Below are 12,862 nucleotides of genomic sequence, written 5' to 3' on the forward strand. Positions count from 1 at the left end.
ATTACTTAACAACTTAATAACTGAATTTTATTCTTCTTTTTTCTCTTCTTTTGGCTTTTCCACTATCTGCCCAGAAGCCAACATTTCTTTATAAATGGTGCCGAGAACACCGTTGATGAACTTTCCGGAGTTCGGCCCACCGTAATTCTTGGAAATTTCGATGGCTTCATTTATAGCAACCTTTGGCGGAACCTCCTCATGGTCCGCATGCAGCAACTCATAAAGACCTATGCGCAAAGCATTGCGATCGATAATGGCAATCTGCTCAATCGGCCAGTCCGGCGCGGCGCGAGTGATAATGGTGTCCAGCTCTTCCAGATTATCCACGATTCCTTTCATCAATCTCCAAGCAAATTCCGGCTCATCAATGCCGGGAGCAAATTCCGCAAGGTTTCTTTCCAAGACTTTCGTCAAATCTTCTTTCTTGTGGTAAAAGTCCCACTCAAAGAGTGATTGGAGGACTACTGATCTTGCAAGTTGTCGAGTTGCCATTCTTTCAGTTTGTAATTTTCAAACTTTCTATTTTCTACTTACTACTCTCTACTTACTGCTATTTCGCCTTCTCGTACACTCCACACTGCGGGCAAGCCTTATGTGGAAGCATCGGACCCTGACACTTCAGGCAAGCGATAATCATGTGTTTTTTCAAAGCCAAATGCGACCGGCGACGGCCGACTTTCGATTTAGAATGATGTTTTACTGGTACGCCACCCATATGAATAGTAGCTAGTGGCTAGTAGATAGTAGCTAGAACAGCCAATAGCAATACTTTTAAGATAGCGGGTTTCAAGAAAATTGTCAAAGAGTCAGAGGATACTTGATTTTTTTACCTACTGCTCCAAATTTTCAATTCAAAGAAGCAGAAAATTTGGTTAGCAGTAGCAATCCTGAGCGTAGCGTAGGATTACATTTACCGTGTTGCCAAAATTAAAAGCCTATGCGACATTAATTATAGCGTTTTGACATAGAGAAAGGTCAGAACATGAAACCTCGCAATGCCCTGATTGCCGGTACGCTTGCCGTACTTGTTGCTACTTTTTGCTTCGTTTACGTACAGAAAAAGATTGAAAATACGCGCAAAGATAGCGAACAGGCCAATGTCATACTTACCGAAAGAGTGCTGGAACTTGAAGATGCCCGTGTCGCAACGGAAAAAGAAAAAGCCGAAATGAATCTGCAGATTGGTTTTCTTCTTTATGCGCTCGGCGAAAACGTCGGACATCTGACTGACCAAAATACGAATCTGGCGGACCAGAACGATGATCTGCGCGATGAACTGAACAAGCTCCGCGAAGATTTCGAAAGCTACAAGAACTGCATCGTCAAGATCTATGGCGAAGCCGGCTACCTGACCCATCTGATGGTGGATTATAGCAACACAAAAGAACCCACTAAGAAGGCGCGGTCCTGCCTGTCGGGCTCGATCATCCGCTACGAAGGCAACACCTACATCCTGACTGCCGGCCATCTGGATATGGCGGGCTACACGGTCTCCAAGATCACGGCGACCTTCAACTTCGGAGTCAGCACCCAGGAAGCGGAGATCGTGGGCTACGATCATAGCTATGACGTGATGCTGCTCAAGTTCAAAGACCCGAACTTCAAATATGAAGGCTACACCCCAGGCTTCGCCGATAAGGACAGTCTGAAGGTGGGCCATCGGGTCGTGGCAATGGGCTCCCCTCTCTGCAAACCTTTCGTGCTGTCGGTGGGGTGTATCGGTAAAATTTACCGGGATTCCCCGGCCACTCGGGACCTGCTGATGCATAATGCCCTAATCAACCCCGGCAACTCCGGCGGACCGCTACTCAACGAAGATGGCCAAATCGTCGGCATCAACACGATGGTCACCGGCGACCCCGTCAATAACTTCGTTTCGGCAATGGGGATCGCGGTATCCGTAAGAAGCATTCTGGAAGTCATGCCCGAACTGATCAGAGGACAAAAAAATTAATAAAAATCCCCGCGCGAAACCTGCCTACCAGCAGGCAGGCGCGGGGCTTTTATTTTAAGAAAATTTTATTGATAAAAACCGGTGCGCCGAGTAAAATTAGTCCAACGAACTCAATGCCTAAATTTACTCACTTACATACCCACTCCCATTACTCTCTTCTTGATGGCCTCGCTAAAATTGACCAGCTAGTAGACCGCGCCAAGGAGTTAGGAATGGATTCGCTAGCCCTAACCGACCACGGCAATCTTTACGGCGCCATCGAATTTTATAAAGTCGCCAAAGCCGCAGGCATCAAACCGATTATCGGCGTGGAGGCCTACATCATGCCGGAAAAAGAAAACGCCACGGAAAGATATTTCCATATGATTTTGCTCTGCCAGAACGAAACCGGCTGGAAGAATCTTTTAAAACTGATTACTCACGCCAACTTCGAAGGCTTCTATTATAAGCCGCGTATCAACAAAGATTTTTTACGAAAACACAGCGAAGGGCTGATTGCACTCTCCGCTTGCCTGTCTGGTGAAGTCGGGCGAAATATTTTGAATAACCAAAATGCGGAGGCAGAAAGGGTGGCGCTGGATTATGAAAGTATTTTCGGCAAAGGAAAATTCTTTCTTGAAACCGGCTATCACCCCGGCATTAAAGAAACCATCAAAGTTCACAAGGGCGTAGTTGAGCTATCTAAAAAAACCGGCATTCCTCTGATCGCGACTCACGATGTTCATTATTTAAAAGCTGAAGATGCGAAATATCACGACATTTTGTTGGCGGTTCAGACCGGCAACAAACTTGACGACCCTGATCGCCTCTCGCTGAAAGACGACGACTTCTCAATGAAGTCTCCTGACGAAATGGCGGAAATGTTCAAAGATTTGCCGGAGGCTATCAGCAATACGCAGGTGGTTGCAGACCAATGCAATCTGGAAATCGAATTAAATAAAATCCGATTGCCGAAATTTGAAGTTCCGGAAGGCGAAACACCCAATACTCACATGCGAAAGTTGGTAGCCGAGCGGCTGGCTTACCGCTACCCGAATCCAACACAAGAAGTAAAAGACCGCATAGAATTTGAAATGAGCGTGGTGGAGAAGATGGGTTTTGCCGATTATTTCTTGATTGTGCAGGATTTTGTGAATTGGGCGAAAGACCGAGGGGTAGTCGTAGGGCCGGGCCGTGGTTCCGCCGCCGGTAGCATTCTCTCCTATATACTGCGCATTACCGATATTGACCCGATTAAATACGACCTCCTTTTTGAACGCTTCTTGAACCCAGACCGTATCCAGATGCCTGATATCGACATAGATATCACCGACAAACGCCGCGACGAGGTGTTCGGATATCTGCGCGAAAAATACGGCGAAGATCACGTCGCCCACATTATTACCTTCGGAACGATGGCAGCGCGCGCCGCAGTCCGTGACGTAGGTCGCGCGATGGGCATCAGTTATGGATTTTGCGACCAACTCGCCAAGCTAATCCCCTTCAACCAAGACCTCGAAGAGGCGATGGAGAATGAAGACTTGAAAAAACTTTACGACACCCAACCCGACGCCAAAAAGATTCTTGATGCCGCGCGGAAAATGGAAGGCGTTGCCCGTCATGCTTCGGTGCACGCCTGCGGCACAGTTATTTCCGGCGCCCCGCTGACGGATTATATGCCGCTCCAAAAAGCTCCGCAGGATCCGGATGTGACCGTCACTCAATTTGAAATGCACAGCGTTGAAGACCTTGGCCTTTTAAAAATGGACTTACTGGGATTAAAAAACCTGACCATCATCGAAGACGCCGTCCGCCTGATTAATGAAACCTATCCCGATAAAGTTGATATCAACAAACTTCCGGAAAATGACCCGAAGGCTTTCAAGCTTTTCCAAGCTGGCGACACCACCGGCGTCTTCCAGTTGGAATCTTCAGGAATGAAGCGCTACCTCAAAGAATTAAAACCGACCGAGCTAGAAGACATCATCGCCATGGTTTCTCTATATCGCCCGGGTCCGATGGAACTTATCCCAAGCTACATTGCCCGCAAGCATGGCTTGGAAAAAGTCGTCTACCTCCATCAGAAGCTGGAGCCAATCATGAGAAAGACTTACGGCGTGGGCGTTTATCAGGAGCAAATGATGAGAATCGCGCGTGATTTGGCCGGCTTTACTCTTGCTGAAGCCGACGGACTTCGAAAAGCTATCGGCAAAAAAATCAAAGCTCTGTTGGATCAGCAGAAGGGCAAGTTAATAAACGGGATGATTGCGAATGGAATTGATAAAAAAATCGCCGAGGAAATCTGGGAATTGTTCCCGCCATTCGCCCGCTACGGCTTCAACCGCTCACACGCCGCCTGCTACGCCACCATCGCCTACCAAACCGCCTACCTGAAAGCTCATTATCCCGTGGAGTTTATGGCCAGCCTGCTCAATTCCGAATCCGGAGATGTAGATCGTATCGCCGAGCTGATGTCGGAGTGCAAGAAAATGAGCATCGCCGTTTTGCCGCCGGATATAAACAAAAGCTCGGCGGATTTCACTGCCGATAACGGCAATATCCGCTTCGGATTGGCGGCGATTAAAAACGTGGGCGAAAATATCGTACAGGTAATTATTGAGGAGCGTCAGCGTGGAGGTGAATTTAAAAAACTTTCCGAGATGATTTACCGTGTGCTTCACCGCGATTTGAACAAAAAATCAATGGAAAGCTTGGCGAAATGCGGCGCCTTTGACTCCTTCGGCTTAGAACGCAATGCCATTCTTACGAATATGGAAGAGATTTTGAAGTTCAGCCAAGGCATCAGGAAAAATAAAGAAAGTTCTCAAGTTGGCCTCTTCGCCAATCCATTCGCCAACCTTTCTATTAAATTCCAGCCGGCCACTCCTGCTACCTCGCACGAGAAGCTGACTTGGGAGCGCGAATTGCTGGGTCTTTATGTGTCGGACCATCCGTTGAACGTGCACCGCGAAAAAATTGCCGCCAAGGGCGCTAAGCCTATCAAACAGGTAAAGCTAATGACCTCCGGCGTCGTGAATATTGCCGGCCTCATCTCCACGGCGAAAAAAATTATGACTAAAAATGGGAAGCCGATGATGTTTGTGAAAGTGGATGGCTTAGATGATTCGGTGGAAGTGGTGGTCTTCCCCGATATAATGGCAAAATACGCCAATCTTTGGGTGGAAAATAAGATTGTGCTAGTCTCCGGCAAAGTCTCCCCCCGCGACGGTGAATGTAAGATCATTTGTGATTGGGTGCAGGAACTATAAATAAAAAAACGCCGCCCAGATAGGGCGGCGGATCTACTAATAAAAAGAGTCCCAGCTAGCGGCGTACTTGATGGCGAACTTCTTCTGAGCCTCGGTCCAAGGAATTACTTCCGGTGTTCCTTTGAACGGGCCAGAGGCTTTCTGAAAGGCGGCCTGATAAAGATTCCAGTTGTCGCTATCTTTGACGAACTCGCCACACTGCCTAACAAGCTTAATCCTTTTCTTCTCAAGAAGATCACGCTGGATCCGACTCATCACTTCCTCAGCGTAAAGAGGAGTCTGACAGATTTGAATGACGAGATGACCGTCGTCACGCAAAATACGCAAGGCCTCCTTGATCATCGCCCACTTAGCCCCTTCGGTGATACAGGTTTCATCCGGATAAGGCTCTGAAACTGGCGTAGTGCCTGGGATCGGAGCCGAAAGTATATCCGAAAGAAGCACAACATCTGCAGAGCCAGTTGCGATCCTAAGGCTTCTCGCATCTCCGGCTTTAAAAGAAATCTTAGATGTGTCAAACCATGACCACTTTTTCTCCTTGATGGATTTCTTACAAGAAGCAATCGACTCTTTATGCCGATCAATCCCGATATATCGATCCCCTTCCTTGATTGCCAAAAAATCCCTTGAAAGCGGCGTTGAGTAAATCAAACGCTCCTTAGATCTTGCCTCCTGTTCAATATCAACAAAAACCGGCCTCGCGCCACAACCGATATCGACGACCAGCCGACCTTTCGTTTCAGGCATACGATATTCCTTTTTAAGAGGATTGAGATGTTAAGCTTCTGCTTGATATATTACAAGATTATTAGATTAAAGTCAAGCTCAATGGACTTGATTGTATTTTATGAGTAAAATTGTATCTATGGCTTCCGAAACTAATCTAGAAAATATTCGCCACTCGCTCGCCCATTTGTTAGCGGCGGCGGTTTTAAAAAAATATCCGAAAGTAAAACTCGGTATTGGCCCCGTCATTGAGAACGGGTTTTATTATGATTTTGACCTGCCCGAAGCGCTGACTCCCGAAGACCTGCAAGATTTCACAAAAGAAATGCGGAAAATGATTAACGCCAAACTCCCCTTCTCGGGCGAGGAAGTTACAGCCGCGGCCGCCACCAAGCGGATGAAGGGCCAGAAATATAAGCTGGAATTAATCAAAGATTTTTCCAAAGAAGATCAGAAGCTTTCTATATATAAAACCGGCGATGTCTTTGAAGACCTTTGCCGCGGAGGCCATGTGGCCGACACTTCGGAAATAAATGCCGAAGGTTTTAAGTTGGATTCCATCGCCGGAGCTTATTGGAAAGGCAGCGAGAAAAATGCCCAGCTTCAACGTATCTATGGATTGGCCTTCGCCAACAAAAACGAACTGGAAGCCTTCTTAAAAATGCGCGAAGAGGCCCAGAAGCGGGACCACCGCAAACTCGGCAAAGAGCTAGAACTTTTTGAGATCATTGATGAAGTCGGCCCAGGATTGCCGTTGTTCCATCCGAAAGGCGCGATCTTGCGCCGCGTCGTAGAAAACTACATCACCGAACTTCAGGAAAGCCGAGGCTACCAACCGATCTGGATCCCCCACATTACCAAAGGCGAGCTCTACAAGATCTCCGGCCATTTGGATAAATACGACGCGATGTACCCGCCAATGAAGCTCAAAGACGAGGCGGATTACTACATCAAACCGATGAACTGCCCGCACTTTATGATGCTTTATAAAGCTCAACAGCATTCATATAAAGAGCTACCAGTGCGCTGGACCTGCACCACCACCAACTATCGCCACGAAAAATCCGGCGAGCTTTCCGGCTTAACTCGCGTGCGCTCACTCACCCAAGACGATTGCCACGTGTTTGCCCGACCGGATCAGATAGAACCAGAAATTAATCTGATGCTGGATATGATAGAAGAGGTTTATAAAAAATTCGGCTTCAACGATTTCTGGGTCCGCATCTCCACGCGCGATCCGAATCCGCCAGCTGGCGGATCGAAAGATAAATATATCGGCGATGAGAAGGTCTGGCAGGAATCCGAAGAAGCTCTGGCTCGGCTCATCCAAAAGCGCGGCTGGAAGCATGAGATCGGCGTGGGCGAGGCCGCCTTCTATGGTCCAAAGTTGGATTTCATTTTCAAAGACGTGATTGGCCGCGATTGGCAGCTTTCCACAATTCAATTAGATATGAACCTGCCGAAAAGATTTGATTTGGAATACACCGACACCGATGGCACCAAAAAAGCTCCAGTGGTCATTCATCGCGCAATCTTAGGCTCTACCGAGCGCTTCTTGGGAATACTCATTGAGCACTATGGCGGCGCCTTCCCTGCTTGGCTCGCTCCTGTGCAGGTAAAAATCGTGCCGATTTCAGAAAAGCATCTGGCCTATGCGGAAAAAATCAAAAAGGAATTGGTTGGCTATCGCGTAGAAATTGCTTCCGAAAACGACACGCTTGGGAAAAAAATCCGCAACGCTGAAAAGGAAAAAGTGCCGTTCTTGGCGGTGGTTGGAGATAAAGAAATGGAAAGCGGCATGGTTAGCCTGCGCGAACACGGCGGCAAAGACCACGGCTCGATAAGTGTAGAAAAACTGAAAGAAATGCTCCGGAGTAATCGCGAATAATGCGAATTAAAGAGGTAATATTGCGAATAATAAACTCTTAAGAAAAAGCCCCCCGTTAACCCGGGGGTCTTTTGAATGCCTGCGCCATTATGCCGTCTTTATTGTGAATTGCCAGAGTAATTTCTTTAAAGGGCGCGACCTTTTCTCTAGAATTCATCTCCAACTCATCACCTTTTTCCATTAGGAACCAGCGCCCGCCCAAACACACCGCCTGTTGCCCTCCACTCGATTCCAGCTCACTGAAGAAGCCCCAATTCTGCATCGCAAGCTCCTTTCCGAAAACCTTGAAAGCATGACAGACGACCATATTGTCATCATTAAGCTTTCCCTGCGAGTCATCCAAAAAATATACATCAGTATGACCAATCCAGTATTTATCTTTGGTTCTCGTAGAAAATAAGCTTGAGTCCAGTCCGGACCCCCGGATTGAAAGATAAAAATTATCCACGAAAACCCATTTCCGATCGGGGTTGCCGATCGGAGAAACGATTTCTCTCATCGGTGGTCCCCTAAATGTTCTACGCCAATTTTAACACAAAAAATTACTTTTTTAAGGTCTCCTCGAAAATCTTCCGCAACACCTCCGGATTACCCGAACCCTTCAAAGCGCCCATTGCCCGGCCAACTAAAAATTGCACCGCCGCCATTTTTCCTTTGCGATAATCCTCGATTGCCTTCGGATTCTCGGCGATAATTTTATCCACAATCGGTTGTAGAGCTCCTTCATCAGAAACCTGCGCCAACCCTTCCTTTTTCATAATCTCCCTCGGGTCTAATCCTGTTTCCATCATTTTTACCAAGATATCCTTAGCGCCACGGCTGGAAATTTCCTTTTTACTGATTAACACAATCAAATCAGCGAAGTTTTCCGCGTCAATCTTCAATTCCGAGAAAGTCAGCCCTTTATCCATAATCAAACCCCAAAGATCGCTGGTCAGATAATTAAAGGCCAATTTTATTTTTTCCAGTGCTCCCGATTCATCTTCCTCGCGGATTTCCGAAACCGTTTCTTCAAAAAATTGCGCCGCTTCACGATTTTGAATCAAAGCCTCCGCCTGCTCCGGCAGGAGACCATATTCTTTTGTGAAGCGCAGACGCTTGGCGTGCGGCAATTCAGGAACTTCCAACTTCAATTTTTTCAAATCAAAACCGGCCAAGTCCAACGGCGGTAGATCAGGCTCCGGGAAATATCGATAATCGTGCGCCTCTTCTTTCAAGCGCTGGGAGAAGGTGGAATTTTTTGCATCATCCCAACCCCTCGTCTCCTGCACCACTTTTCCTCCGGACTTTATAAGTTCTTCCTGCCTCTTTAGTTCGTAATTAATCGCGCCAAAAACCGCCCTAAAAGAATTGATGTTTTTCACCTCAACTTTAGTCCCCATATTCAAGCTAATATTGGCCTCCACGCGCATCTGACCCTTTTCCATATCCGCATCCGAAATGCCCAAATAACGCAAAATTAGCTGTAATTCCTTGCCAAACTGCACCGCCTGCTCGGCGCTGGTGATATCCGGCTCGGTTACCAATTCCATCAATGGGACGCTGGAACGGTTATAGTCCACATAAGAAGATTTACCGTCTTCAGAGTGAGCTAATCGGCCAGTGTCTTCTTCAAGGTGAATACGACGCAAGCGGACTCCCAATAATGAACCACCGAATACAAACGGCAGGTCGTATTGAGAAAGTTGATAAGCTTTGGGCAGGTCAGGGTAAAAATAATTTTTCCGGTCGAATTTAGAAAACTGCGGAATATCTCCGTTGAGAGCCATGCCTGCTTTCAACACCGATTCCACGGCTTTTTTATTTATCACTGGTAGAGTTCCGGGGTGACCAGTACAAATCGGGCAGATGTTTATGTTTGGATGTTTCTCTTCTGGGTCGTTAAGACAATCACAAAACATCTTGGTTTGCGTTTTCAGCTCCGCGTGAACTTCCAGACCAATTGTGGGTTTATATTGCATATTTCTCGTTAGTCTTATTATACTTCAACCAGGCTCATTGAAAAAAGACCCCTAGAAATAGAGGAGGCAGGATGAGACTTCGAGAGAAGATTATGTATTGCGCTATGCCGACCCGATTGACTCATTTGAGCGCCAAGGTGCGCCGAATTGCCTGGCAGGCCGGCTTTGCTCCATCGATTCCTTTTGATGTAGGGCCTTTCAAATATTTTGAAGGCGGCATTATTGGACGGACGGAAACCCTGCGCTTTATGATCGATTATATGAAAATCTGCGGAACGGTCGGAATTTTCGGAATTTCCGAAGGCGTGATGGGAGAATTGAAAACCGCGCTCGATGAAGGAAAGAAGATCCGGGTTTTCCCGGGATTGGATCCCGAGTGGGATGCAATGTATGAAAAGTTGAAGTGCAAATACAGCGATCTTTTTGCCCGGCTACGCGGGCCGCATCAGTTGTTTAATCTCGTTGGAGCTAAAGCCATCGGAAAAACCTTCTGGTCTAACTGGCTTCTCGAGCAACTCGGCGATTGTTTGGCTAGAGTGAAAAACACCACAACTCGCCAACCTCGCGATAAAAGAGATTATGAATCTTATCGGTTCGTTACCAAAGAGGAGTTCTTGAAATCGCGAGCGGAACATAAATTTCTGGAAACGGTCTGGTATCACGACAATTACTATGGCTCCTCGCTCGGCAATATCCGGAAAGTGCTGAAGCACTGCAACGGCATCTGCGCGCTGACCCCAAAGGGCGCTATTGCGCTTAATCGGCATCGACTGGAGGTCAACCTGACCACTATCCTACTAGTGGCAAAGTCTCCGGACATTCTGATGAAGAACTTTTCGCGCCGAAAGGATATCAACCCTGAACGGCAGAAACGGCTCTTGGAGGAAGCTCGCTCTTTTACTCTGCCTCCAAGCGTGCCCCATAAGAAAATCATAATCACCGGCAACAACGAGGAAGACGCAAAAAATATCTTGAAAATCGTAAAGCCTTTGATTGCAGAATAATTAAAAACCGCCCTTTAGGGGGCGGATTTTTTATTTACGAAGAGCTTCCACCGTTCAGCCACTTACGAAGCCAATTATCCCAGATGACATCAAGGTCGGAGGTCTTCATCTTCGGACACTGGATAGTGAAGATTCTCTTTCTTTCTGTTTTGGAGATGATCGCCATAATGCAGTGCTTGTCGGTAGGCTTGAGCATAATCGTGGGAATCTCTTTGGCGTGAGAGTGAAAAACCTCGCCGAGAGTATTGTCGCCCACATACCCAAATTCCCTCTTCTGCCCTTCGAGCGGCAAGGGATTGAAGATTAGGCAAACACCACCCATATTCCCGACCTCGTTGATCTTGTCCAGATGGGTGAGCACCAAGCCAGAGCTTTCGCGAGGAGAAGTTTTCGGACGAAGCCGTTCAGGCTTCTTGATGATCTTCTTGCGATGGAATTTAAAATCCGGATAGAAGACCAGCACGCCCTTCTTCTCCAGAAAATTCACAAATGATTGCAACTCCTCTTTGAATCGCTGACTGCAACAGATCACCAGTGGACGATACATTAAGCCTCCGAAGTAATCGAAGTTCTGCCTTAAAAATAACAAAACAAAATCGAGATAGCAACGGCTAAACCAAATTTGAGGGAGGGGCCAAATGCTCACCAAATTTATCGTGCGGTAAGTCTTTAAACAATCCACCCGAGCCACGGGAACGTTTTATTCCGCGGCCTAGTACTTTTAAGATTGCCTCTGCTCCGCCTGGCCATTCTTCAAACTTCACTCCCTTCTGCGCAAACATTTGCATTGTTGCTTCACGAGCTTTTGCGTTGGAATAGGTGCCGGCAGTAACCACCCTCGTAATTCCCTTTTGCATTAATACCTTCGAACAGTCCACGCAGGGCGTGCCCACTATGTAAGCGGTTGCTCCGCGTAAATCTTCCCGCACGGTATTTAAAACTGCGTTCACCTCACCATGCAAAGTGCGCACGCAATGGTTATTCTCCAAAAGATGCCCCGCTTCGTCGCAAGTCTCCAATCCCGACACGGACCCATTATATCCCGTGCCGACTACGTGCTTATCTTTATTTACCAAAACACAGGCGGTGCGTAGCCGATCGCAAGAGCCGCGATTGGAAAGCCACCAAGCCTGCACCAAGAAAGTTTCGTCCCAATTGGGTTTATGGCTCAAAGAATCCATTACTTCCTATACTACCAAACCATTCACTCTTTTAAAACTTTTTGGCGCAGGGCAGCTGCCTCTAAGGAACATGCCGGAGACGATTTTGATTGGTTTGTTTGTTAATACAAACGAAAAATCGTCGAGGGAGAAGAAAAACAGCCCGCAGGAGACTGTGGGCCCCTATTTCCACATATTCCATCTAATTTGGAAGCTAAAAAATGAGGCAAGTTCGCGAAGTGAGCCACAGCTTTACAAGCGTAAAGCTAGGCGAACGAACAAAGAAATTGGCCATTTTTTAGCTTCCCGAAGGGCGGGTTAATTTTGAATAGCTTCTTTGTTACTCGGATTAGACATAGAGTCTATGTCTGCATCCTCGTGGTCGCGAATCTATTCAAAATTAACTCCGCCAAATTGATGCGATATGTGGAATTAGGGGCCAATTCTGTTTCCGAGGAGGCAGTTGACCGATAAGCCAGAAAGTTTATTTCTCTATTACCTCGATGCCCATATTCTTAGCAGTACCGGCGATAATTTTCATTGCCGCCTCCACATCATAAGCATTCAAGTCAATCATTTTGCGCTCGGCAATCGCCCGCAAGTCAGCTTTGGTAACTTTACCAACTTTGGTTTTCAGCGGATCACCAGAGCCTTTTTCAATGCCGGCAGCTTTCTTCAACAAAGCGGAAGCCGGAGGAGTCTTCAATTTGAAATCAAAGCTACGATCTTCATAAATCGTAATTTCCGCCGGGACTACGTCGCCAATCATTTCCTTTGTGGCGTCGTTGAACTTCTTGCAGAAGTCCTGAATGTTTACGCCGTGCTGACCTAAAGCCGGGCCGATCGGCGGCGCTGGGTTGGCCTTACCGGCCTCAATCTGTAACTTTAATACTGTTTTAACTGGTTTTCCTGCCATAAATT

General features: G+C 47.1%; 12 protein-coding genes. 4 read left to right on the plus strand and 8 right to left on the minus strand.

The genetic code is table 11. The annotated features are described in order from the left end of the window. Positions 1-27: 27 nt before the first annotated feature. A complete protein-coding gene (gene nusB, locus Q7S83_01945) occupies positions 28-492 on the minus strand; it encodes a transcription antitermination factor NusB (GenBank protein ID MDO8466881.1) in 465 nt (154 codons plus the stop codon). A 58-nt stretch (positions 493-550) separates the two neighbouring features. Then, on the minus strand, positions 551-715 hold the full coding sequence (gene rpmF / locus Q7S83_01950; protein ID MDO8466882.1) for a 50S ribosomal protein L32: 165 nt from the start codon (positions 713-715) through the stop codon (positions 551-553). Positions 716-982: 267 nt separating this feature from the next. Here rpmF and Q7S83_01955 point away from each other — a divergent pair, with 267 nt between their 5' ends. Beyond that, a complete protein-coding gene (locus tag Q7S83_01955) occupies positions 983-1,954 on the plus strand; it encodes a S1C family serine protease (GenBank protein MDO8466883.1) in 972 nt (323 codons plus the stop codon). A gap of 113 nt (positions 1,955-2,067) precedes the next feature. Beyond that, complete coding sequence (locus Q7S83_01960; GenBank protein MDO8466884.1) at positions 2,068-5,202, plus strand: DNA polymerase III subunit alpha; 3,135 nt, start codon at positions 2,068-2,070, stop codon at positions 5,200-5,202. Positions 5,203-5,238: 36 nt separating this feature from the next. On the opposite strand, the gene Q7S83_01965 is transcribed toward Q7S83_01960, so the two are convergent. Beyond that, complete coding sequence (locus tag Q7S83_01965; GenBank protein ID MDO8466885.1) at positions 5,239-5,949, minus strand: class I SAM-dependent methyltransferase; 711 nt, start codon at positions 5,947-5,949, stop codon at positions 5,239-5,241. Positions 5,950-6,067: 118 nt separating this feature from the next. Here Q7S83_01965 and thrS point away from each other — a divergent pair, with 118 nt between their 5' ends. Beyond that, positions 6,068-7,816, plus strand: coding sequence for a threonine--tRNA ligase (gene thrS / locus Q7S83_01970; protein MDO8466886.1), 1,749 nt, complete (start codon positions 6,068-6,070; stop codon positions 7,814-7,816). Positions 7,817-7,871: 55 nt separating this feature from the next. Here the strand turns inward: thrS and Q7S83_01975 are convergent, their stop codons facing one another. Both Q7S83_01975 and gatB read right to left on the minus strand, forming a co-directional pair. Next, positions 7,872-8,315, minus strand: a complete 444-nt coding sequence (locus tag Q7S83_01975) for a hypothetical protein (GenBank protein MDO8466887.1) — start codon at positions 8,313-8,315, stop codon at positions 7,872-7,874. A 43-nt stretch (positions 8,316-8,358) separates the two neighbouring features. Then, the gene (gene gatB / locus Q7S83_01980; GenBank protein ID MDO8466888.1) at positions 8,359-9,777 is read right to left on the minus strand and encodes an Asp-tRNA(Asn)/Glu-tRNA(Gln) amidotransferase subunit GatB; all 1,419 of its coding nucleotides are present in this window, start codon (positions 9,775-9,777) and stop codon (positions 8,359-8,361) included. Positions 9,778-9,848: 71 nt separating this feature from the next. Here gatB and Q7S83_01985 point away from each other — a divergent pair, with 71 nt between their 5' ends. Next, a complete protein-coding gene (locus Q7S83_01985; protein MDO8466889.1) occupies positions 9,849-10,781 on the plus strand; it encodes a hypothetical protein in 933 nt (310 codons plus the stop codon). Between the two features lie 34 nt (positions 10,782-10,815). Here the strand turns inward: Q7S83_01985 and Q7S83_01990 are convergent, their stop codons facing one another. The 3 genes from Q7S83_01990 to rplK all read right to left on the minus strand — a co-directional run bounded on the left by Q7S83_01990 (position 10,816) and on the right by rplK (position 12,857). After that, positions 10,816-11,328: a hypothetical protein gene (locus Q7S83_01990; GenBank protein MDO8466890.1), complete on the minus strand. Its 513-nt coding sequence runs from the start codon at positions 11,326-11,328 to the stop codon at positions 10,816-10,818. Between the two features lie 64 nt (positions 11,329-11,392). Then, positions 11,393-11,962: a deaminase gene (locus Q7S83_01995; protein MDO8466891.1), complete on the minus strand. Its 570-nt coding sequence runs from the start codon at positions 11,960-11,962 to the stop codon at positions 11,393-11,395. Positions 11,963-12,425: 463 nt separating this feature from the next. Further along, on the minus strand, positions 12,426-12,857 hold the full coding sequence (gene rplK, locus Q7S83_02000) for a 50S ribosomal protein L11 (protein ID MDO8466892.1): 432 nt from the start codon (positions 12,855-12,857) through the stop codon (positions 12,426-12,428). Positions 12,858-12,862 lie beyond the last annotated feature (5 nt).

Source organism: bacterium (assembly GCA_030646995.1).
Lineage (GTDB): Bacteria > Patescibacteriota > Minisyncoccia > UBA6257 > WO2-44-18 > JAUSKF01.

What these genes read in the sequence shown, in the direction of transcription:
- gatB (MDO8466888.1), bottom strand. Translation starts at nt 9,777, where the DNA reads ATGCAATATAAACCCACAATTGGTCTGGAAGTTCACGCGGAGCTGAAA.
- Q7S83_01995 (MDO8466891.1), bottom strand. Translation starts at nt 11,962, where the DNA reads ATGGATTCTTTGAGCCATAAACCCAATTGGGACGAAACTTTCTTGGTG.
- Q7S83_01985 (MDO8466889.1), top strand. Translation starts at nt 9,849, where the DNA reads ATGAGACTTCGAGAGAAGATTATGTATTGCGCTATGCCGACCCGATTG.
- rplK (MDO8466892.1), bottom strand. Translation starts at nt 12,857, where the DNA reads ATGGCAGGAAAACCAGTTAAAACAGTATTAAAGTTACAGATTGAGGCC.
- rpmF (MDO8466882.1), bottom strand. Translation starts at nt 715, where the DNA reads ATGGGTGGCGTACCAGTAAAACATCATTCTAAATCGAAAGTCGGCCGT.
- thrS (MDO8466886.1), top strand. Translation starts at nt 6,068, where the DNA reads ATGGCTTCCGAAACTAATCTAGAAAATATTCGCCACTCGCTCGCCCAT.
- Q7S83_01975 (MDO8466887.1), bottom strand. Translation starts at nt 8,315, where the DNA reads ATGAGAGAAATCGTTTCTCCGATCGGCAACCCCGATCGGAAATGGGTT.
- Q7S83_01990 (MDO8466890.1), bottom strand. Translation starts at nt 11,328, where the DNA reads ATGTATCGTCCACTGGTGATCTGTTGCAGTCAGCGATTCAAAGAGGAG.
- Q7S83_01960 (MDO8466884.1), top strand. Translation starts at nt 2,068, where the DNA reads ATGCCTAAATTTACTCACTTACATACCCACTCCCATTACTCTCTTCTT.
- nusB (MDO8466881.1), bottom strand. Translation starts at nt 492, where the DNA reads ATGGCAACTCGACAACTTGCAAGATCAGTAGTCCTCCAATCACTCTTT.
- Q7S83_01955 (MDO8466883.1), top strand. Translation starts at nt 983, where the DNA reads ATGAAACCTCGCAATGCCCTGATTGCCGGTACGCTTGCCGTACTTGTT.
- Q7S83_01965 (MDO8466885.1), bottom strand. Translation starts at nt 5,949, where the DNA reads ATGCCTGAAACGAAAGGTCGGCTGGTCGTCGATATCGGTTGTGGCGCG.